At 64.0% G+C, this 20,817-nt stretch carries 24 protein-coding genes; 17 read left to right on the top strand and 7 right to left on the bottom strand.

The window, feature by feature from the left end; all coding sequences use genetic code 11:
• From ABS761_RS05970 to ABS761_RS05960, 3 genes are read left to right on the top strand one after another with little or no spacing between them, the layout of a single operon-like run.
• The gene (locus ABS761_RS05970) at window positions 1-1,017 is read left to right on the top strand and encodes a DUF7064 domain-containing protein (RefSeq protein ID WP_350407209.1); all 1,017 of its coding nucleotides are present in this window, start codon (window positions 1-3) and stop codon (window positions 1,015-1,017) included.
• Window positions 1,010-2,068 (top strand): phosphotransferase family protein, encoded by a 1,059-nt coding sequence (locus tag ABS761_RS05965; RefSeq protein ID WP_350407208.1) that lies wholly within the window; start codon window positions 1,010-1,012, stop codon window positions 2,066-2,068. The genes ABS761_RS05970 and ABS761_RS05965 overlap by 8 nt, the downstream gene beginning before the upstream one ends.
• A gap of 13 nt (window positions 2,069-2,081) precedes the next feature.
• On the top strand, window positions 2,082-2,366 hold the full coding sequence (locus tag ABS761_RS05960) for a hypothetical protein (protein ID WP_350407207.1): 285 nt from the start codon (window positions 2,082-2,084) through the stop codon (window positions 2,364-2,366).
• A gap of 98 nt (window positions 2,367-2,464) precedes the next feature.
• Here ABS761_RS05960 and acnB read toward each other — a convergent pair whose 3' ends face one another.
• The 6 genes from acnB to ABS761_RS05930 all read right to left on the bottom strand — a co-directional run bounded on the left by acnB (window position 2,465) and on the right by ABS761_RS05930 (window position 10,538).
• On the bottom strand, window positions 2,465-5,050 hold the full coding sequence (gene acnB, locus ABS761_RS05955) for a bifunctional aconitate hydratase 2/2-methylisocitrate dehydratase (RefSeq protein ID WP_350407206.1): 2,586 nt from the start codon (window positions 5,048-5,050) through the stop codon (window positions 2,465-2,467).
• 460 nt (window positions 5,051-5,510) lie between these two features.
• Window positions 5,511-5,786 (bottom strand): GNAT family N-acetyltransferase, encoded by a 276-nt coding sequence (locus ABS761_RS05950; RefSeq protein ID WP_350407205.1) that lies wholly within the window; start codon window positions 5,784-5,786, stop codon window positions 5,511-5,513.
• 59 nt (window positions 5,787-5,845) lie between these two features.
• On the bottom strand, window positions 5,846-7,297 hold the full coding sequence (locus ABS761_RS05945; RefSeq protein ID WP_350407204.1) for a bifunctional 2-methylcitrate dehydratase/aconitate hydratase: 1,452 nt from the start codon (window positions 7,295-7,297) through the stop codon (window positions 5,846-5,848).
• A gap of 25 nt (window positions 7,298-7,322) precedes the next feature.
• The gene (gene prpC / locus ABS761_RS05940) at window positions 7,323-8,507 is read right to left on the bottom strand and encodes a bifunctional 2-methylcitrate synthase/citrate synthase (RefSeq protein ID WP_350407203.1); all 1,185 of its coding nucleotides are present in this window, start codon (window positions 8,505-8,507) and stop codon (window positions 7,323-7,325) included.
• 18 nt (window positions 8,508-8,525) lie between these two features.
• A complete protein-coding gene (gene prpB, locus ABS761_RS05935; RefSeq protein ID WP_350407202.1) occupies window positions 8,526-9,419 on the bottom strand; it encodes a methylisocitrate lyase in 894 nt (297 codons plus the stop codon).
• A 129-nt stretch (window positions 9,420-9,548) separates the two neighbouring features.
• Window positions 9,549-10,538, bottom strand: a complete 990-nt coding sequence (locus tag ABS761_RS05930) for a malate dehydrogenase (protein WP_350407201.1) — start codon at window positions 10,536-10,538, stop codon at window positions 9,549-9,551.
• 191 nt (window positions 10,539-10,729) lie between these two features.
• On the opposite strand from ABS761_RS05930, the gene ABS761_RS05925 reads away from it, so the two are divergent.
• The 9 genes from ABS761_RS05925 to ABS761_RS05885 all read left to right on the top strand — a co-directional run bounded on the left by ABS761_RS05925 (window position 10,730) and on the right by ABS761_RS05885 (window position 17,334).
• Entirely contained in the window at window positions 10,730-11,497 is a 768-nt protein-coding gene (locus tag ABS761_RS05925) for a GntR family transcriptional regulator (RefSeq protein WP_350407200.1), read from the top strand.
• Window positions 11,498-11,566: 69 nt separating this feature from the next.
• The gene (gene sdhC, locus ABS761_RS05920) at window positions 11,567-11,980 is read left to right on the top strand and encodes a succinate dehydrogenase, cytochrome b556 subunit (protein ID WP_350407199.1); all 414 of its coding nucleotides are present in this window, start codon (window positions 11,567-11,569) and stop codon (window positions 11,978-11,980) included.
• Window positions 11,980-12,363 (top strand): succinate dehydrogenase, hydrophobic membrane anchor protein, encoded by a 384-nt coding sequence (gene sdhD, locus ABS761_RS05915; RefSeq protein WP_350407197.1) that lies wholly within the window; start codon window positions 11,980-11,982, stop codon window positions 12,361-12,363. The genes sdhC and sdhD overlap by 1 nt, the downstream gene beginning before the upstream one ends.
• A 2-nt stretch (window positions 12,364-12,365) precedes the next feature.
• A complete protein-coding gene (sdhA, locus tag ABS761_RS05910) occupies window positions 12,366-14,141 on the top strand; it encodes a succinate dehydrogenase flavoprotein subunit (RefSeq protein ID WP_350407196.1) in 1,776 nt (591 codons plus the stop codon).
• A 13-nt stretch (window positions 14,142-14,154) separates the two neighbouring features.
• Window positions 14,155-14,871, top strand: coding sequence for a succinate dehydrogenase iron-sulfur subunit (locus ABS761_RS05905; RefSeq protein WP_350407195.1), 717 nt, complete (start codon window positions 14,155-14,157; stop codon window positions 14,869-14,871).
• Between the two features lie 7 nt (window positions 14,872-14,878).
• Window positions 14,879-15,148 carry an FAD assembly factor SdhE gene (locus tag ABS761_RS05900; RefSeq protein WP_350407193.1) on the top strand — a complete coding sequence of 90 codons (270 nt, stop codon included), beginning with the start codon at window positions 14,879-14,881 and terminating at the stop codon, window positions 15,146-15,148.
• 13 nt (window positions 15,149-15,161) lie between these two features.
• A complete protein-coding gene (gltA, locus tag ABS761_RS05895) occupies window positions 15,162-16,457 on the top strand; it encodes a citrate synthase (protein ID WP_350407192.1) in 1,296 nt (431 codons plus the stop codon).
• Window positions 16,458-16,551: 94 nt separating this feature from the next.
• Window positions 16,552-16,935 carry an RNA-binding S4 domain-containing protein gene (locus tag ABS761_RS05890; RefSeq protein ID WP_350407191.1) on the top strand — a complete coding sequence of 128 codons (384 nt, stop codon included), beginning with the start codon at window positions 16,552-16,554 and terminating at the stop codon, window positions 16,933-16,935.
• Window positions 16,936-17,001: 66 nt separating this feature from the next.
• Window positions 17,002-17,334: a YnfA family protein gene (locus tag ABS761_RS05885; protein ID WP_350407190.1), complete on the top strand. Its 333-nt coding sequence runs from the start codon at window positions 17,002-17,004 to the stop codon at window positions 17,332-17,334.
• Between the two features lie 16 nt (window positions 17,335-17,350).
• Here the strand turns inward: ABS761_RS05885 and ABS761_RS05880 are convergent, their stop codons facing one another.
• Window positions 17,351-17,821: a type II secretion system protein N gene (locus ABS761_RS05880; RefSeq protein WP_350407189.1), complete on the bottom strand. Its 471-nt coding sequence runs from the start codon at window positions 17,819-17,821 to the stop codon at window positions 17,351-17,353.
• 163 nt (window positions 17,822-17,984) lie between these two features.
• On the opposite strand from ABS761_RS05880, the gene gspG reads away from it, so the two are divergent.
• From gspG to gspK, 5 genes are read left to right on the top strand one after another with little or no spacing between them, the layout of a single operon-like run.
• Entirely contained in the window at window positions 17,985-18,431 is a 447-nt protein-coding gene (gene gspG / locus ABS761_RS05875; protein WP_350407188.1) for a type II secretion system major pseudopilin GspG, read from the top strand.
• The gene (locus tag ABS761_RS05870) at window positions 18,403-18,924 is read left to right on the top strand and encodes a prepilin-type N-terminal cleavage/methylation domain-containing protein (protein WP_350407187.1); all 522 of its coding nucleotides are present in this window, start codon (window positions 18,403-18,405) and stop codon (window positions 18,922-18,924) included. The genes gspG and ABS761_RS05870 overlap by 29 nt, the downstream gene beginning before the upstream one ends.
• Complete coding sequence (gspI, locus tag ABS761_RS05865; protein WP_502881389.1) at window positions 18,828-19,295, top strand: type II secretion system minor pseudopilin GspI; 468 nt, start codon at window positions 18,828-18,830, stop codon at window positions 19,293-19,295. The genes ABS761_RS05870 and gspI overlap by 97 nt, the downstream gene beginning before the upstream one ends.
• Entirely contained in the window at window positions 19,292-19,915 is a 624-nt protein-coding gene (locus tag ABS761_RS05860) for a type II secretion system protein GspJ (RefSeq protein ID WP_350407185.1), read from the top strand. Before gspI ends, ABS761_RS05860 begins: the two co-directional genes overlap by 4 nt.
• The gene (gspK, locus tag ABS761_RS05855; protein ID WP_350407184.1) at window positions 19,912-20,811 is read left to right on the top strand and encodes a type II secretion system minor pseudopilin GspK; all 900 of its coding nucleotides are present in this window, start codon (window positions 19,912-19,914) and stop codon (window positions 20,809-20,811) included. Before ABS761_RS05860 ends, gspK begins: the two co-directional genes overlap by 4 nt.
• The last annotated feature ends 6 nt before the right edge of the window (window positions 20,812-20,817 follow it).

Below are 20,817 nucleotides of genomic sequence, written 5' to 3'. Positions count from 1 at the left end.
ATGGGGTATGAAGAGAGCTGGGATTATCCTCATACGGTGGGGCCTGAGGAGAACTGGCAAGAGAGTGATTGTTATTGGTGGCTTGATGCCGAAGCCCGTATAGGTGGATGGCATCGGATAGGTTGGTATCCAAACCAGAAAATTGGACAAAGCTCCATCTTCCTCTACGAGATGGGTGGGGATCGTTTTTTGGATCGTAATATCGAAATTTCTGCCGATCAATGTGCTCGCGCGGAGGCACATCAAGTTGTAGGCCTATCGAAAATCAGCATGCTTGCGCCACTGCGTCCTGCATTTGAATATAAAGGCGTGGATGCCGAGGTCTCCTTAATATTCGAAGAAAGCTTCTATACCCCTCGTGATTGGATTTCCGGCGCCAAGACAGCCTATGACCTGCAGTCTGAAACGGGCCATCTTGAGGTTTCCGGTAGGCTCCGTGGGACGCTCAGGATTGCTGATAGAGTCTTCGACGTCAACGCGCTTGCGCATCGTGATCGTTCATGGGGGCCACGCAACCTGGTCGGATTCGACGTGCTTTGGTTTTGCAACGGCACGACGGGGCCACAACTGTCCTGGGCTGCGATGGATATCCGGCTGGCCGGGGGGCACCGCCGGACGGTCGGCTTTGTCGTGCGAGAGGGGCGATCAGAAGAACTCATTTCCTGCGGTGTCAATGTGTTGACTGCAGCCGATGGGGTGACACCGCTACGAGCTTTTATGACGCTTGAGACGCCATCGGAAAGTTTGAATCTGGAAATCGAGACCGTTCAGGGTTTCATGCAAAGAATAGCCCCTGGACCCTTCATCGTCACTAACCAGTCTTCGCTCATCCGGGTTGATGGTCAGGTTGGGTTTGGGGATTTCGGCGTTGTTCAGAACGCCTTGCGTGGCAGTTACATTCCGATGGCTGCTGAACTCCGCCTAACATGTGTTGAGGACGGACTCTCGCCTTTTGTCGATCATCGGTCTGTACTTTTACCAACCGTCCGATCATTGTTGGAGAAAAATCATGTCTGATGATTCCGTTAGTACGATTCGCCAAGCCAGTCTGGATGTGCGTGATGCTCTTCCGATTGAGAAAATTGTCGACTTTCTTAGACGCGAGAGCGGTGACGACAAATTTGATGTTGTCGAAGCCAAGAGTCCAGACGCGACTGGTGTCTCGAGTGGCGGACTTTTTTTGACTTGTCGGGATGGCAGCGGGGAGACACAGAGGCTGTTCTTGAAGTATGACACTCAGGCTAAAGTCCGCCCCTTTCACATCTACGACATTGCCGGACAATATCGAGTGCAGAGCGTGCTGTACGCCGCAGGGCTACCCGTCCCTGAACCGCTATACCTGGATGCCAATGGGGATCAACTTGGTCGTGCTGGCTTTGTCATGAGAGTGGTTGTTGGGGAACCAGGCAGCAGTAAAGCATGGTTGGAGGGGGCGCTGGCAAAGGTAGAACCACAGGAAAGAGACGGCATGCTGCATGATGCAGTACGGCAGATGGTCAGGATGCACTCTATTGACACGAGCAAGCCAGAGTTGGCCTTTCTCAAAGAGATCGCTCCTGGGGGCAACTCTATTGAGAGAGAGATCAGGTGGTCTCTTGATCTCATCAAATACCATGGTTTCTCGGACCCTAGAATCGATGCTGCCGCTGCCGCTCTGCGCCTGGCCATACCGGATCAGTACACGGATGTCTTCAACCATGGAGATAATAAATTCGACAATTATCTTTTCTCTGATGGCAAAGTGGCGTCGATTATCGATTTCGAGATGGCAAATTTTGCACCACCTCAGATGGATCTGGCGTATCTTCTCTTTACGACACGCAATCTCACGCCTCCAGATAGTCCCAATCCAGGATGGTTTCCGGATGAGCATGCATTGATTTCCTTATACGAAGGTGCAGGAGGCATAAAAATCACGGATTTTGCCTATTTTCAGGACGTGGCCGCATTCAAGTTCTCGTGCATGATACTAGCGTTCACTTCGAGATTGGGAATCTTAGCGCAGGCGCCACAAATGTTTACCAGCTATTGGGCCGCAATTGAATCCATTCCGTCTAAATATAATTGAGAGGAAAAATTACATGGTTAGAATTTTTATTACCCACAAGTGCAATGGCGATAATTGGGTTGCCTCGTGGAGCGATTCATCACCAGAGGGCGTTCCGGCTACGTTCGAGGATGCCGGTATTCGAGTTATCGATCGTTTTCGCGGCCTTCAGGATCCAGATACGACGGGCTTGTTGGTGGAGGCCGATAGCATGGACGCCTTCCGGGCATTCTCGGAGGCTTCCGAGGGCAATCCAAATTTCCTCAAGCTGGGTGTCGACCTTACGACACTGACGTATCTCGGGTCTATCGATCAATAGGCTTATTATCCGCACCGATATCCATTATCGGTGTATATCCTGTTTTGGCTACACAGGGCCGCCCCATCAGCAGGGACGGCCCTTCCCAGATGGCTTTGTTACGCCTCAACCGTGCCGGCCACCGCGGTGAAGTCCTCGATCTGGTCGAAGTTCATGTAGCGGTAGATCCGGTCGCTGTCCTTGGCCAGCAGGCCCATGTCGGCGAGGTACTCGTCGCGCGTCGGGATGCGGCCCAGGCGTGAGCAGATCGCGGCGAGTTCGGCCGAGCCGAGGAACACATTGGCGTTCTTGCCCAGGCGGTTGGGGAAGTTGCGGGTGCTGGTCGAGAACACGGTGGCGCCCTCGCGCACCTGCGCCTGGTTGCCCATGCACAGAGAGCAGCCGGGCATCTCCATCCGGGCGCCGGCGGTGCCGAAGGTGCCGTAGTGGCCTTCCTTGGTGAGTTCGCTGGCGTCCATCTTGGTGGGCGGAGCCACCCAGAGCTTGGAGGGCAGGTCGCGTTTGCCCTCGAGCAGCTTGGCGGCCGCGCGGAAGTGGCCGATGTTGGTCATGCAGCTACCGATGAAGACTTCGTCGATCGCGGTTCCGGCCACGTCCGACAGCGTCTTGACGTCGTCGGGGTCGTTCGGGCAGGCGACGATGGGTTCGTGGATGTCGGCCAGGTCGATCTCGATCACCGCCGCGTAGTCGGCATCGGCGTCGGGCTCGACGAGCTGCGGGTCGGCCAGCCAGGCCTCCATGGCCTTGATGCGTCGCGTCAGCGTCCGGGCGTCCTGGTAGCCGTTGGCGATCATCCATTTCAGCAGCGTGATGTTGCTGTTGAGGTACTCGATGACCGGTTCCTTGTTCAGGCGCACCGTGCAGGCCGCGGCCGAGCGCTCGGCCGAGGCATCCGAGAGTTCGAAAGCCTGCTCGATCTTGAGGTCCGGCAGGCCCTCGATCTCGAGGATGCGGCCCGAAAAGACGTTTTTCTTGCCTTTCTTTTCAACCGTCAGCAGGCCCTGCTTGATGGCGTACAAGGGGATGGCGTTGACCAGGTCGCGCAGCGTGACGCCGGGCTGCATTTGACCCTTGAAGCGGACCAGGACCGATTCGGGCATGTCTAGCGGCATCACGCCGGTGGCCGCGGCGAAGGCCACCAGCCCCGAACCGGCGGGGAAGCTGATGCCGATGGGAAAGCGTGTGTGCGAGTCGCCGCCGGTGCCGACGGTGTCGGGCAGCAGCATGCGGTTGAGCCACGAGTGGATGATGCCGTCGCCCGGGCGCAGGGACACGCCGCCGCGCGTGCTGATGAAGGCGGGCAGCTCGTGATGGGTCTTGACGTCCACGGGCTTGGGGTAGGCGGCGGTGTGGCAGAAGGACTGCATCACCAGGTCGGCCGAGAAGCCGACGCAGGCGAGGTCCTTGAGCTCGTCGCGGGTCATGGGACCGGTGGTGTCCTGGCTGCCGACCGAGGTCATGCGCGGTTCGCAGTAGGTGCCGGGCCGCACGCCGCGGCCCTCGGGCAGGCCGCAGGCGCGTCCGACGAGCTTCTGGGCGATCGAGAAGCCCTTGCCATTGTCGGCCGGATCCTCGGGCAGGCGGAACAGCGAGGCTGCGGACAGGCCCAGCGCGGCGCGCGCCTTGGCCGTCAGGCCGCGGCCGATGATCAGCGGAATGCGGCCGCCGGCGCGGACTTCGTCGAGCAGCACGTCGGATTTCAACTGGAATTCCGAGATGACTTGGCCGTTTTTGAGGGCCTTGCCCTCGTAGGGGCGCAGCTCGATCACGTCGCCCATGTGCATGGCCGAGACGTCGAGCTCGATGGGCAGGGCGCCGGAGTCCTCCATCGTGTTGTAGAAGATGGGGGCAATCTTGCCGCCCAGGCAGACACCGCCGAAGCGCTTGTTGGGTACGAAGGGGATATCCTCGCCGGTGTGCCAGATCACCGAATTGGTGGCTGACTTGCGCGAGGAGCCGGTGCCGACCACGTCGCCGACGTAGGCGACCAGGTGGCCCTTGGCCTTGAGCTCGTCGATGAATTTGATGGGACCGACCTTGCCGGGCGCGTCGGGCTCGATGCCCTCGCGCGGGTTTTTGAGCATGGCGAGCGCGTGCAGGGGAATGTCCGGGCGGCTCCAGGCGTCGGGGGCCGGCGACAGGTCGTCGGTGTTGGTTTCACCCGTGACCTTGAACACGGTGAGGGTCAGGCTCTGAGGGACTTCGGGGCGGCTGGTGAACCACTCGGCATCGGCCCAGCTCTGCAGCACGGCTTGGGCGTGCATGTTGCCTGCCTTGGCCTTTTCCTCGACGTCGTGGAAGGCGTCGAAGATCAGCAGGGTCTTTTTCAGGCCCTCTGCGGCCACGGGTGCCAGTTCGGCGTGATCTAGGAGCTCGATGAGGGCCCCGATGTTGTAGCCGCCCAGCATGGTGCCCAGCAGCTCGGTGGCGTGCTTGCCGTCGATTAGGGGGCAGACCTCTTTGCCCAGGGCCACGGCGGCCAGGTAGGACGCCTTGACGCTGGCCGCCTCATCGACGCCGGCCGGCACGCGATGGATGAACAGGTTCAGCAGGAACTGCTCCTCGCCTTTGGGCGGGGTTTTCAGCAGCTCGATCAGGTCGGCGGTCTGGTGCGCGGTGAGCGGAAGCGGGGGGATACCCATGGCTTCGCGCGCGGCGGCTTCTGTGCGGTAAGAATCCAGCATGTCGGGGGCTCTAGAAAGTAGGGTTTCAGGGGATTGGGCCAGCCTCCATTTTACGGGGAGGCATGGGTTGAGGCAATAGTCTTATATAAGATATAAGACATGTGGTGGGTGGCCTGCAACGAGGTCGGAGGTGCGTTGGGAGCACCTGCTTTTTCGGTTGCCCGAGTTTGGAGGGGAGCAGGGCGATCTGGGTCCAGCGGCGGAGTCCTGGCAACCCTGTGCTTCCGGCAACGGCTCGACGGTCCGGCCGCCGGCCGGACTCCCCGAATCTGCCTCGTCCGCGCGGGCGGCGGGCAAACTCGGCGCTGCGCGCCTCAGACAGTGCCCGCCTTTATCCCGCGCTTCCTTCGTCAGCATTCGGCGTCTCACAAGGTTGCCGGAAGCACAGGGTTGCCAGGACTCTTTGCACATCGCATCGCGTGCTGCTGCGCGCAGCTCGCTCCGCATCCGCACATGCCGTTCAGTCCAGCAGATCCTGGTATTCCGGGTGCCGGCGCATGAAGGCGGCGACGTAGGAGCACACCGGATCCACGCGCCAGCCCCGCGCGCGTGCGGTGTCCAGGCCGGCGCGCACCAGGTCCGCCGCGATGCCGCGGCCCTCGACCGGACGAGGGACCCCGGTGTGCGTGAAGGCGGCCACGCCGTCGGCCAGGACATAGTCCAGTACACAGCGGTGGCCTTCCTCGGTCCATTCGAAGCGTTGGTGGGCCTCGTCGTGGCGTATGGTGCGGGTCATGGCGATCCTCTCTGCCTGGCGGATTTGGTTCCGGTGCGCGACGGCGTCACGCCGGGGCCTTAGATGACGTACAGATCCACGTACTCGTGCACCGGCATCGCCTCGAGCGCCTTCTGGTCCAGGGACACATCCAGGATGCGTTGTTGCTGGCGGGCCGGGAACTGGCGCGCGAGGTTGATGCGGAACTTGTCCTCGAGCAGCGGGATCCCGTCCTTGCGGCGGCGCTTGTGGCCGATCGGGTACTCGCAGACGATCTCGTCCAGGCGCGTGCCGTCCGTGAACTCCACGGTCAGCGCGTTGGCGATGGAGCGTTTTTCCGGGTTGTGATAATCAGCGGTGAAGGCCGGGTCCTCGACGCAGACGATCTTGTCGCGCAGCGTGTCGATGCGAGGATCGGCCGCGATCCCGTCCTCGTAGTCGGCGGCTGTCAGGCGCCCGAAGATCACTGGCACGGCGACCATGTACTGCACGCAGTGGTCGCGGTCGGCCGGGTTGTCCAGGGGGCCCTTTTTGTCGATGATGCGGATGCAGGCCTCGTGGGTGCGGATGGTGATCTTGGCGATGTCGGCATCGGTCTTGCCCAGGGCCTTGAGCTTGTCATGGATCTGCATGGCGCACTCCACGGCGGTCTGGGAGTGGAACTCGGCCGGGAATGAAATCTTGAACAGCACGTTTTCCATCACGTAGCTGCCGTAGGGCCGCTGGAACTTGAAGGGCTGGCCCTTGAACAGCACGTCGTAGAAGCCCCAGGTCGGTGCCGTCAGCACCGAGGGATAGCCCATCTCGCCGGTGCGTGCGATCAGCGCCAGGCGCACGGCGCGGCTGGTGGCGTCGCCCGCGGCCCAGGACTTGCGGCTGCCGGTGTTGGGGGCGTGGCGATAGGTGCGCAGGCTCTGGCCATCGACCCAGGCGAGGGACACCGCGTTGATGGTTTCCTCGCGCGACAGGCCGAGCATCTGCGAGACCACGGCCGTCGAGGCGATCTTGACCAGCACCACGTGGTCCAGGCCGACCTTGTTGAAGGAATTCTCGAGCGCGATGCAGCCCTGAATCTCGTGGGCCTTGATCATGCCTTCGAGCACGGTGCGCATGGTCAGCGGCGCCTTGCCCGCGGCCACCGCGTTGCGCGAGAGCCAGTCGGCCACCGCCAGGATGCCGCCCAGGTTGTCCGACGGGTGGCCCCATTCGGCTGCGAGCCAGGTGTCGTTGAAGTCCAGCCAGCGGATCATGCAGCCGATGTTGAAGGCGGCCTGCACCGGATCGAGCTGGAACTGCGTGCCGGGGATCTTGGCGCCGTTGGGCACCACGGTGCCCGGGACGACCGGTCCCAGGAGCTTGCGGCAGGCGGGATACTCCAGCGCCTCCAGGCCGCAGCCCAGGGTGTCGATGAGACAGTTGCGCGCGGTCTCGAGAGCGAGCGCGCTGTCGATCTTGTAGTTCAGTACATAATCGGCAATATCCACCAGGACCTGGTCGGGCTGGGGACGCACGTTTGAAATAGTCGCAGACATGGTGTTTCCTGAAAGAAGTTGCGGCTTATTTGCGCTTTTCGATGGGGAGGAACTTGCGGTCCTCGGGTCCGACGTAGTTGGCCGTCGGGCGGATGATCTTGTTGTCGACGCGTTGTTCGAGGATGTGCGCCGACCAGCCGGCGGTGCGCGCGATGACGAACAGCGGTGTGAACATGGCGGTGGGCACGCCCATCATGTGATAGGACACGGCCGAGAACCAATCCAGGTTCGGGAACATACGCTTGGCATCCCACATCACGGATTCGAGACGCTCGGCGATGTCGTACATCTTGGTCGAGCCGGCCTTCTTGGACAGCTTTTGCGCCACGGCCTTGATGACTTTGTTGCGCGGATCGGAAACCGTGTAGACCGGATGGCCAAAGCCGATGACGACCTCTTTGGCCTCGACGCGGCGGCGGATGTCAGCCTCGGCCTCGTCGGGATTTTCGTAGCGCTTTTGAATCTCGAAGGCAACCTCGTTGGCGCCGCCGTGCTTGGGTCCGCGCAGCGCGCCGATCGCGCCGGTGATGGCCGAGTACATGTCCGAGCCCGTGCCGGCGATCACGCGGGCGGCGAAGGTAGAGGCATTGAATTCGTGCTCGGCGTACAGGTTCAGCGAAGTGTGCATGGCGCGAACCCAGTCCTGGCTGGGGGTTTCGCCGTGCAGCAGGTGCAGGAAGTGGCCGCCGATGCTGTCATCGTCGGTCTGCACGTCGATGATGCGGCCGTTGTGGCTGTAGTGGTACCAGTACAGCAGGGCCGAGCCCAGGCTGGCCATCAAGCGGTCGGCGATATCGCGTGCGTCGGCCAGATTGTGGTCGTCTTTTTCAGGCAGCACGCAGCCCAGCGCCGAGGCGGCGGTGCGCATCACGTCCATCGGGTGGCTGGCGGCGGGCAGGGCCTCGAGAGTGGCCTGGACCTGGGCGGGCAGGCCGCGCAGGCGTCGGAGCTTTTCCTTGTAGGCCTTGAGCTCGGCCTTGGTCGGCAGCTTGCCATGGATCAGCAGGTGGGCGACCTCCTCGAACTCGCATGTATCGGCGATATCCAGGATGTCGTAGCCGCGATAGTGCAGGTCGTTGCCGCTGCGGCCCACGGTGCATAGCGCGGTATTGCCCGCGACGATGCCCGAGAGCGCGACGGATTTCTTGGGCTTGAAGCCGGTGGTGGTTTCCACTGGCGCCTTGGCGGTGGTCTTGGATTTTGTGGCCATGGGGGGCTCCTGGTTGGCTTATCGGGTCTTGCCCTGTTGGAACAGGGCGTCGAGCTGGGCTTCCAATCGGTGATATCCAATGCGGTCGTAGAGTTCCTCGCGCGTCTGCATCAAATCAACCACGTTGCGCTGGTGTCCATCGCGGCGGATGGCCGTGTAGACGGCCTCGGCCGCCTTGTTCATGGCGCGGAAGGCGGACAGTGGATACAGCACCATGCCCACGCCGGCGCCGGCGAGCTCCTCGACCGAGAACAGCGGCGTCTGGCCGAATTCAGTGATGTTGGCCAGCACGGGGATCTCGAGGGCGCGCGTGAAGCGCGTGTAGGTCTCGAGGTCGTAGGAGGCTTCGGCGAATATCGCGTCGGCGCCCGCCTCGGCGCAGGCCTGGGCGCGCTCCAGCGCCGCGTCCACGCCGTCGACGGCGATCGCGTCGGTGCGGGCGATGATGTAGAAATCGGTATCGGTGCGCGCGTCCACGGCGGTCTTGATGCGGTCGGCCATTTCGTCGGCGCTGACGATTTCCTTGCCGGGACGGTGGCCGCAGCGCTTGGCGCCCACTTGGTCCTCGAGGTGGCAGCCGGCGGCGCCGGCCTTGATCAGGGACTTGATGCTGCGGGCGATGTTCAGCGCCGAGGGGCCGAAGCCCGTGTCGATGTCCACCAGCAGCGGCGTGTCGCACACGTCGGTGATGCGGCGGATGTCGATGAGCACGTCGTCGAGCGTGTTGATGCCCAGGTCGGGCATGCCGAGCGAGCCGGCGGCGACGCCGCCGCCCGACAGATAGATGGCGCGGTAGCCGGCGCGCTGTGCGAGCAGGGCGTGGTTGGCGTTGATGGCGCCGATGATCTGCAGGGGGGATTCGTCCTTGAGCGCTTGGCGAAAGAGCGCGCCGGGGGAGGCGGGTCGAGTCATGCGGGGTCTCCTGTGCGGGTGCTGTGTCCTGGCCGGGCGGTACATCGTGCCGAGTGTGTGCGGTGCCCCTCGTTCCCGGGGCGTTTCGCCGCGGCATGCCGGCCCGCCGCTCACGGCGGCCGGGGTGTTTTACTTCAGCAGCTCGGCGATGCCGTCGCGTTCCTCGAGTAATTCCTTCAGGGTGAAGTCCATGCGTTCGCGCGAGAAAGCGTCGATCTCGAGGCCCTCGATGCGGGTGTACTCGCCGTTGGTGGTGGTCACCGGCACGCCGTAGATGATGCCTTCGGGGATGCCGTAGGAGCCATCGGAGGGCACGCCCATGGTGACCCACTTGCCGTGGGAGCCCAGCAGCCAGTCGTGGATGTGGTCGATGGCGGCATTGGCGGCGGAGGCGGCCGAGGACAGGCCGCGCGCCGCGATGATGGCGGCGCCGCGCTTGCCCACCGTCGGGATGAACGTGTCGCTATTCCAGGCTTTGTCACCGATCAGGGCGGCGAGATTCTGGCCGCCGGCTGTGGCAAAGCGGATGTCGGGGTACATGGTGGGCGAGTGGTTGCCCCAGACGATCAGTTTTTCGATGTCGGCCACCGGCTTGCCGGACTTTGCCGACAATTGCGAGAGGGCGCGATTGTGATCGAGGCGCAGCATGGCGGTGAAGTTCCGGGCCGGCAGATCGGGGGCGGACTTCATGGCAATGTACGCATTGGTGTTGGCGGGGTTGCCGACCACCAGGACCTTGACGTTGCGGCTGGCGACCTCGTTGAGCGCCTTGCCCTGGGCGGTGAAGATCTGTGCATTGACGTGCAGCAGGTCTTTGCGCTCCATGCCGGGGCCGCGGGGGCGGGCGCCGACCAGCAGGGCCACGTCGGCATCCTTGAACGCTTCGCGCGGATCGCTGTGGGCGCTCATGCCGGCCAGCAGCGGGAAGGCGCAGTCCTCGAGTTCCATCATGACGCCGCGCAGGGCGTTCTGGGCTTTTTCATCGGGGATTTCCAGCAATTGCAGGATCACGGGCTGGTCCTTGCCCAGCATTTCTCCGGAAGCGATGCGAAACAACAGGGCATAGCCGATTTGACCGGCCGCGCCGGTGACGGCCACGCGCATGGCGGGTTTGGACATAAAAATCTCCGAGAGGGTGTATGGCGGAAACGGGGGATCCAGAATCGCGGAAAAGAGTAGTTTATTCCAGTTCTTGCGTCAAGACTCTTATATCTTATATAAGACACAAGAGTATTAGACATCTGGCGCTCGCCATGCGAAAATACGAAGGTTTTATTTTGTAGCACGGCCGTACCCCGGCCCCTTCCCCAATGTCCGATCCATCCCCGACCGACCGAGTGCACGAGTTGGGCCGCGCCAGCAGCGCAGCCTTCAGCCCGCTGTACCAGCAGATCAAGGGTCTGATCCTTCAAGGATTGGACCGGGGCGAATGGAAACCCGGCGAGGCCATCCCCAGCGAACTCGAGCTGGCGGCGCGCTACCAGGTCAGCCAGGGCACGGTGCGCAAGGCCATTGACGAGCTGGCCGCCGACAACCTCCTGATCCGTCGCCAGGGCAAGGGCACCTTTGTGGCGACTCACAACGAGGCCAAGGTCCGCTACCGGTTCTTGCGCCTGGCGCCCGACGATGGCCGCCAGGCGGTGTCGGCCAGCCAGATTCTGGACTGCAAGCGCGTCAAGGCACCCGCCGACGTGGCTCAAGCCCTGGATCTGCGCGCGGGCGACATCGTTGTCAACATGCGCCGTGTGCTCTCCTTCGACGACATTCCCACCATCCTCGACGATATCTGGCTGCCTGGCGGCGCCTTCAAGGGCCTGACCATGGATTCCCTGACGCGCTATCGAGGGCCGGTCTATGCGCTGTTCGAGACCGAGTTCGGCGTGAGCATGGTGCGCGCCGAGGAAAAGCTGAGGGCGGTGGTCGCGAGCGCGGCGCAGGCCGAATGGCTGAGAGTTGCCGTGGGCAGCCCCCTGCTGCAGGTCGAGCGCGTCTCCTATACCTATGGCGACCGCCCCATGGAGCTGCGCCGGGGTCACTACGTGACCGAGCGCTATCATTACCGAAACAGTTTGAATTGAACCCCGGATGGGCGAAAATGCCTATCCAGGGGTGCGAACCCATGACATCGTTTGATAAAAGAGGCCATCATGTCTGAACCCGCTATAAAACCGCGCCCGCAGTTTCGCAATCTGGGCTTGAGCGACCTACTGACCTATCGACAGCCTCCGGCCGCCCTGTCCTCGATTTTGCACCGCATCAGCGGCGCCTTGCTGTTCCTTGCGCTACCGGTCATTCTCGTGCCGCTGTTCGCGCAAAGCGTCCAGTCGCCGGCGACGTTCGCCGCCATGCAGTCCTGGGTCGCCAACCCCTTCTGTAAGATCATTCTGTTGGTCCTGATGTGGGGCTATTTCCACCATTTCTGCGCCGGCATCCGCTACTTGACGCTGGATCTGCACATCGGCAACGCCCGCGAGCCATCCCAGCGCTCGGGCGCCCTGGTGCTGGGCATTGGCCTTGCGCTGACGGTCGTATTCGGTTTGAAACTGTTTGGAGTCTGGTAATGGAACACCAAGAACGCATCGGCCGCAGGCGCCTGGTCGTCGGCGCCCACTACGGCACGCGCGACTTCATCGTCCAGCGTGCGACTGCCGTCATCATGGCGATCTATACTCTGGCCTTGGTGCTGTACGCGGTTTTCGTCCCCAGTCTGGACTTCGAGTCCTGGCGTGCATTTTTCTCCTTCACCGTCGGCGCCTTGCCGCTTGGCCAGCTCCTGGCGACGGTCGCCTTCCTGTCGCTGGCGTGGCACGCCTGGGTGGGCGTGCGCGACATCTGGATGGACTATGCCCGTTCCGACGGATTGCGCCTGTTCCTGCAGGTGCTGACCATCATGTGGCTGGTGGCCGCAGTGGTTTTCTTCGCTCAAATTCTCTGGAGTCTATAACCGTGGCCGCAGTCAAGACATCTCTCCCGCGCCGCCAGTTCGATGTGGTGGTCGTCGGCGCCGGCGGGGCCGGCATGCGCTGCTCCCTGCAGCTCGCGCAGGCGGGCCTGTCGGTGGCCGTGCTCTCCAAGGTCTTTCCGACGCGTTCGCACACGGTGGCCGCGCAAGGCGGCGTCAGCGCCTCGCTGGGCAACATGAGCGAGGACCACTGGCTCTGGCACATGTACGACACGGTCAAGGGTTCGGACTGGCTCGGCGACCAGGATTCGATCGAATTCATGGTGCGCGAGGCGCCCAACGCCGTCTACGAGCTGGAACACTTCGGCATGCCGTTCGACCGCAACGCCGATGGCACGATCTATCAGCGTCCATTCGGCGGGCACACGGCGAATTTCGGTGAAAAACCCGTGCAGCGCGCCTGTGCGGCGGCCGACCGCACCGGCCACGCCATGCTGCATACGCTCTACCAGCGCAACGTCGCGGCGCGCACCCAGTTCTTTGTCGAGTGGATGGCGCTCGACCTGCTGAGGAACGGCGACGGCGACGTCCTCGGCGTGACCGCCATGGAAATGGAAACCGGGCAGATCTACGTCCTCGAGGCCAAGCACACCGTGCTGGCCACGGGCGGGGCGGGGCGCATCTTCCAGGCGACCACGAATGCCTTCATCAACACCGGCGATGGCCTGGGCATGGCCGCGCGCGCCGGTATTCCGCTGCAGGACATGGAGTTCTGGCAGTTCCACCCGACCGGTGTGGCCGGAGCGGGCGTGCTCATCACCGAGGGCGTGCGCGGCGAGGGCGGCTTCCTGCTCAACAAGGACGGCGAGCGCTTCATGGAACGCTATGCGCCCCAGCTCAAGGACCTTGCCCCGCGCGATTTCGTGTCCCGTTCGATGGACCAGGAAATCAAAGAGGGCCGCGGCTGCGGCGATGGCAGCTATGTGGTGCTGAAACTCGACCATCTGGGCGCCGAGACCATCATGAAGCGCCTCCCCTCGATCCGCGAGATTTCGATCAAGTTCGCCAACATCGACCCGATCAAGGATCCGATCCCGGTGGTGCCGACCCTGCACTACCAGATGGGCGGCATCCCGGCCAACTATCACGGCCAGGTCGTCACCCGAGTCAATGGCGAGGACCAGATCGTCAACGGCTTGTATGCCGTGGGCGAGTGCGCGGCAACCTCGGTGCACGGCGCCAATCGCCTGGGCACCAACTCGCTGCTGGATCTGATCGTCTTCGGCCGCTCGGCGGGCAACTTCATCGTTTCCCAGCATCCCGAACGACAACACGCCCACCAGGACATCCCCGAGTCGGCCATCGATGCTTCGGTGGATCGCGTCGACCGCACCGAGCGTCGCACCTCGGGCGAAAAGACTCACGACGTCATCGACAAGATGCGGGCGATCATGCAGAGCCATTGCGGCGTGTTCCGCAAGCTCGACATCCTGGCCGAAGGCGAACGCATGATCGAGGATATGGTCGGGGAGTTCGAGGCCATCCACTACGCCGACAAATCCAAGGTCTTCAACACTGCCCGCATCGAGGCGCTCGAGGCGGCCAACATGATCGAGGTGGCTCGCGCGACCACCAAGTCGGCCGTCAACCGCCTCGAGTCCCGCGGCGCCCACGCCCTCGAGGAGTATCCCGAGCGCGACGACGTCGAGTGGCTGAAGCACACCCTCTGGTTCTCGGAAGGCAGCCGCCTGGAATACAAGCCGGTGCGCATGAAGCCGCTGACCGTGGACAGCATGCCGCCCAAGCCGCGCACTTTCTGAGCAGGAATCCGAAATGAGCCAAAAACGCATCGTCAAATTCGAGATCTACCGCTACGACCCTGACAAGGACGAGCGCCCCTACATGCAAAAGCTCGAGGTCGAGCTGCAGCCCACCGACAAGATGCTGCTGGATGCGATCCTGCGCATCAAGAACGAGGTCGACGACAGCCTGGCGCTGCGCCGCTCGTGCCGCGAGGGCGTATGCGGATCCGATGCCATGAACATCAACGGCAAGAACGGCCTGGCCTGCACGACGAACCTGCTGGACCTCAAGGAACCGATCGTGCTCAAGCCGCTGCCCGGCCTGCCGGTGGTGCGCGACCTGGTCGTGGACATGACGTTCTTCTTCGACCAGTATCACTCGGTCAAGCCGTACCTGATCAACGACACCCCGCCGCCGGAAAAAGAGCGTCTGCAAAGCCCCGAGGAACGCGAGGAGCTCAACGGCCTGTACGAATGCATCCTGTGTGGCTGCTGCTCGACGGCCTGTCCCTCTTTCTGGTGGAACCCCGACAAGTTCGTCGGGCCCGCCGGCTTGTTGCAGGCCTATCGTTTCATCGCCGACTCGCGTGACGAGGCGACGAGCGAGCGACTGGACAATCTCGAGGATCCTTATCGGCTGTTCCGCTGCCACACCATCATGAATTGCACGGATGTGTGTCCCAAGGGCCTGAACCCCTCGGCGGCGATCGGCAAGATCAAGGAAATGCTCGTGCGCCGCACGGTATAGGCAAGGGATGCCCGGAGAACTGTCAGGCCTGGAGCGCGCGCGCCTGCGTTGGCGCGCGCGCCGCGGCCTGCTTGAGAATGATCTGATCATCACACGCTTCCTGGATGCCCATGAATCGGCGCTGACCGAGCGGGACGTCCAGGCGCTGACGCTCCTTTTTGAAATGGGCGACAACGAGCTGCTCGATGTGCTGCTGGGCCGCACCGACCTTGCGGGAGACTATGACGATCCCGACGTTCGCCGGTTGGTCGAGCGAATGAAAGCGATATCACTTTAAGGAAGAATCCGACATGCAGTTATCCAATAACAAAGCCACGCTATCGTTCTCGGACGGGAGCCCGTCCGTCGAGTTCCCCGTCTACCAGGGCACCGTGGGCCCGGACGTTATCGATATCCGCAAGCTCTACAGCCAGACCGGGATGTTCACGTACGATCCGGGCTTTCTCGCGACGGCGTCGTGCGAATCGTCGATCACCTTCATCGATGGCGACAAAGGCCAACTGCTGTACCGCGGCTATCCCATCGATCAGCTCGCCCAAAAGTGCGATTTCCTGACAATCTGTTATCTGGTGCTCAACGGCGAGCTGCCCGATGCCCAGCAAAAGGCCGACTTCGACGACCTGGTGACGCACCACACGCTGGTGCACGAGCAGATGCATACCTTCCTGCAGGGATTCCGGCGGGATGCGCATCCGATGGCGGTGCTCACGGGCCTGGTGGGGGCGCTCTCGGCCTTCTACCACGACTCGACCGACATCACCAATCCGCGCCATCGCGAGGTCTCGGCCATCCGCCTGGTCGCCAAGATGCCCACGCTGATTGCCATGGCCTACAAGCATTCGGTCGGCCAGCCCTTCATCTATCCCAAGAACGATCTGTCCTACACGGGCAATTTCCTGCGCATGATGTTTGCTACACCCTGCGACGACTATCATGTCAACGAGGTGGTCGAACGCGCGCTCGATCGCATTTTCATCCTGCATGCCGACCACGAACAGAACGCGTCCACCTCGACTGTGCGCCTGTGCGGCTCCTCGGGCACGAATCCGTTCGCGGCGATTGCGGCAGGCGTGGCTTGCCTGTGGGGTCCCGCGCACGGTGGCGCGAACGAGGCGTGCCTGAACATGCTCGAACGCCTGCAGGCCGAGGGTGGCGTGGAAAAGGTCGGCGAGTTCATGGAAAAGGTCAAGGACAAGAACTCGGGCGTGCGCCTGATGGGTTTTGGCCACCGGGTCTACAAGAACTACGACCCGCGCGCCAAGATGATGCAGGAAACCTGCCGCGAGGTGCTGGACGCGCTGGGCCTGCACAGCGATCCTTTATTCAAGCTGGCCATGGAGGTCGAGCGCATCGCGCTCGAGGATCGGTACTTCGTCGACCGCAAGCTCTATCCGAACGTCGATTTTTATTCGGGCATCGTGCAGCGGGCCATCGGCATCCCGACCTCGCTGTTCACGGCGATCTTCGCCCTGGCGCGCACAGTGGGCTGGATTGCCCAGTGGAACGAGATGCTGTCGGACCCCGATTACAAGATCGGCCGCCCGCGTCAGCTCTATTCCGGCGCCCCCCTGCGCGACGTCAAATAAGTGGTTCCTGTTGCGCGGTCGGATCGATGAGGCGGGCCCGATGGGCCCGCTTCTTTTATCATGCTCCTTTCGGACAAATTTTCGGCGAGGCGGGATGCTCGAGCGGATTCGGCTGGACAAATGGCTGTGGGCGGCACGGTTCTACAAGACCCGCGGCTTGGCCGTGGACGAGATCGGCCGGGGGCGGGTGCTGGTGAACGGCCAGCCGGCCAAGCCCGCGCGCGAGGTCGGGCCGGGCGACCTCGTGACCGTGCGCAAGGAAGATCCCCCGATCCACGTGCGCGTGCTGGCTGTCAGCGCGGTGCGCGGCCCGGCTCCGGTGGCCCGCGGGCTCTACGAGGAAACCGCCGACAGCTCGGCCGCCCGGCAGCGGGCGGCCGAGCTGCGCAGGCTCGCGCCCGAGCCCGCGGCGGGGCTGGCCGATGGCCGGCCGACCAAGCGCGACCGGCGGCGGATCGACGCCTGGCGCGGGCAATGAGCCCCGTCGGCCCGGATCAGTCGGGATGGGCTTTCGGAATGCGCGGCGCGCCGCGGGGAGGACGATGTGGAGCTTCTGCGGCTGAGTTTCCTGTTTGCGGTGACGGCCTTGGCCGAGATTGTGGGCTGCTATCTGCCATGGCTGGTCCTGAGGCGGGGCGGGAACCCCCTGTTGCTGGCGCCGGCTGCCTTATCCCTCGCGCTGTTCGTGTGGCTGCTCACCTTGCATCCGAGCGCCGCCGGCCGCACCTATGCCGCCTACGGCGGCATGTACGTCGTGGTTGCGCTGCTGTGGCTCCGGCTCGTGGATGGAATGGCCTTGACCCGCTGGGACGTGACCGGCGCCGTGGTGGCACTGGTAGGCATGTCCATCATCGCCTTGCAGCCGTCCGGCGGCTGAGGCGCTCGGGTCTTTTTTATTTGGCTGGCGCGTTGGCGGGGGCCGGCAGAAAGCCCTGGATCGGCGGCCGGCTGGCCGGCATGGCCACCTCTTCGATGGCACCGGCCTGGTCGAGCGCCACTGCGTCGGGACGGACGGCCGAGAGGACGATGCCGGGCGCCAGGCTCTGGCCCACCCGGTAGGCACGCACCGGGCCGCCATCGATCGACAGCAGCGCGGCGCCGTTTTCGCCGGATGAGATCAGGCCGATGACCGTCAGGCGCAAGCGCGCACTGCCGCCGCCGAACCAGTCGGCCACGGGGCCGGCGTCCGCGCCCGGCGCCGGCGTCGGCGACAGGGCGGGCGGCGGCGGGGCGGGACGGGGCGCCAGCAGCAGGGCGCCCCATAAGCCGAGGCCCGCCGCGACGGCCAGGGCCGCCAGCGTCTGCGTCAGGCCGGGGCCGTGCTGACGAAACCAATCGATGGACGGGCCGGTGTGCAAATTCATGGGCAGGCTCGAGAGTTGTACAAAGGGGGTGCGGCAGCGCCTCGGTTTTTATACCACGCCATCAGCGTCCGTCCGCGCATTGACGGTCCGCTTCCCTGGCCGGTAACATGACTTTTCCGTCGATGGTTGGGCATCGATATCTCCGGGCACCAAGACAAACACAATGAATTGCAGGCATACACCGCCGATGCCGCGCGCGCGGCTCGCTCGCCCGCAGGCGGGCTTCTCCCTCATCGAGATCATGGTCGTGGTCGTCATCATGGGCGTCCTGGCCGCGATGGTGGTGCCCAACGTCATGGACCGGCCCGACCAGGCCCGGGTGATCGCGGCCCGCCAGGACATCGGCGCCATCATGCAGGCGCTCAAGCTTTATCGCCTGGATCACGGTCGCTATCCCTCGACCGGGCAGGGTCTGGCGGTGCTGGTGGATGGACAGGGGCCTGGCAAGGCATCGCGCTACATGGACCAGTTGCCCAAGGACCCCTGGGGCTCGCCCTACCAGTACCTCAACCCCGGGGTCCACGGTGAGATCGATGTGTTTTCGCTGGGGGCGGACGGACAGCCTGGGGGCGAAGGGTTCGATGGCGACATCGGCTCCTGGTCCGACTAAGCACCAGGCGGGTTTCACCCTCCTGGAGATGATGGTGGCCGTGCTCATCATCGGGGTTGCCACGGCCGTGGCCAGTGTATCGGTCTTTGGCGATGAGGGCGCGCGGACTCTGCGTCGCGACGCCGACAGGCTGGTCGAGCTGTTTGCCGTGGCCCAGGCCCAGGCCCGGTCCAGCGGCACGATGATCGTCTGGAAGCCCGACCACGAGGGATACGCCTTCGCCCCTCTGCCACGTCCGATGGTCCTGCCGGCGCGCCTGGCCGCCCGTCGTGCCGCTTCGTCCGCGACGCCGGGCAAGCCGGGGCGCGATTCAGCGCTGCGTCAGCGCGATTGGCTGTCCCGGGGGCCGGTGGACGTGCGGCTGGAGCCGCCCGACGCGCTGGTGTTCGACGGGGAATGGATTCACGAGCCCGCGCAAGTGGAGCTGCGGGCGGACGGACGCAGCCTGCGCCTGTCCCGCCTGGATGGCGGGCGCTTCGTGGTCGACCCGTGATCCGAGCGGCGCGACAACGCGGCTTCACGCTGATCGAGGTGCTGGTGGCGCTGACCATCGTGGCGATCGCGCTCGCCGCCAGCGTGCGGGCGCTGGGCGTGGGTGCGGGCGGCGTGCGGGGCTTGCACGAGCGCAGCCTGGCGCTCCAGGCTGCGCAGAACTTCCTGGCGGAAATGCGTTTGGTGGGCGTGTTCCCGGATCTCGGCCGGCGCCGGCTGCCCTGCCCACAGGGGCCTTTGGCCTTCCGCTGCGAGCAATGGGTCCAGGCGACGCCGAATTACCAGTTCCGCCGAGTGACTATCACGGTGCGTCTGGCCGACGACGGCCCCGCGCTGGCCAGCCTGGATGGCCTGGCGTCGAGCCTGCGATGAAGACGTTCGGCGTGCGGGCACGTGGCTTTACCCTGATCGAGGTGCTGGTCGCCCTGGCCCTGCTGGCGCTACTCAGCCTGATTTCCTGGCGTGGCCTGGATGCCGCGCAGCAAACCGGCGAGCGCCTGGACGAACGGGCCGAGGAGACACTCGCGCTGGTGCGCGTGTTCTCGCAGCTCGAGCGCGATGTCCTGTTGCACCCTGCGCCCGGCATTCTGCCCGAACCGGCATTGGCCGCCCCCGGGAAGGCCGCCATGCCCGCGTCGATGCCACCGGGCATGGCCTGGTCCCCGAGTGCCGGGCTGTCGCTGGTGCGCTCGGCCGGCGCGGGCCGGTGGCAGCAGGTGCGTTGGCATCTCGAGGATGGGGCCTTGTACCGGGCGGCCGGGCCGGCGTCCCCGCGCTTGCCGCTGTCCGCCGCGGATTCACCCGTCAAGGTGATGAGCGGGCTGCGGGCCTGGTCCGTCCGGTTCTGGCTGCCGGGGCAAGGCTGGATCGATCCTGCCCGCGGCTCAGGGCGGGCGGCCGGCCCGCAGGCCTATGCCGGGCTGGAGATTTCGCTGCGCCTGGCCGGATCGGCCGATGGTTCACCCTACCGAAAAGTGGTGGTGCTGCAATGAGCGTCAGCGCCGGTCGGCAAGGTGGCCTGGCGATCATCGCCGCCTTGATCGTGGTGCTGGCCGCCTCGGCCATGGCGACGGCCGTGATCCAGCGGCAGGGCGTCCTGGCGGATTTTCTGATCACCGAACGCAATCGGGCCCAGGCGCAGTGGCTGTTGCGCGGAGGGCTGGACTGGTCGCGCCTGATTCTGCGGATCGATGCGCAGCGTAACGCAGCCACCAGGCTGGACGGTTTGTGGACGCATCCGGTCCTGGACCTGCCCGTTGGCCGCGCCGAGGCGCCGGGACGCATGCTGCTGTCCGGGCAGATCGAGGACGAGCAGGGAAAATTCAATCTCGCGCGGCTGGCGCAGGGTGGCCGTATCGAGGCACGGGCGCTGGCGGCCCTGGAAGGCATGCTGCGACAACTGCGCATCGATCCGACGCTGGCTGCCGTCATGGCCCAGAGGGTCGCGCAATCGCAGCCGGGGGACGATCGGGCTCCGACCGCCATGGGCTTGCGTGGTATTGACGATCTGCGCCTGACGGAGGGTTTTCCAGCGGCTGTGGTCGACGTGCTGCAAGCCTACCTGACCGTCTTGCCGGCCCGCACGCCTCTGAACGTCAACACCTGCCCGCCCGAGGTGCTAGCGGCGGCCATACCGGGGCTGGGCCTGGCGGCCGCTCGCGAATTGCTGGGTCAGCGCGACAGGGGCCAGTGGTTTGTCAGCCGCGGCGACTTTTTCAACCGCTCGCGTATCGCGCCTGGGGAGGCGGTGCAGGATATCGCGGTCGAGAGCACGTGGTTCCGAGTCAGCGGGGAAGTCCGCGTGGATGCTACGATTATGGGCCTCAGGGCATTGCTTCATCGCGACAAACAAGGTCCGCCCGCCGTACGCTGGGTGGACTATCAATAAATAGAA

Source organism: Castellaniella sp. GW247-6E4 (assembly GCF_040276065.1).
Lineage (GTDB): Bacteria > Pseudomonadota > Gammaproteobacteria > Burkholderiales > Burkholderiaceae_B > Castellaniella.
Note: the sequence above shows the minus strand (reverse complement) of the source record. Positions and strands in the feature narration are given on the sequence as shown.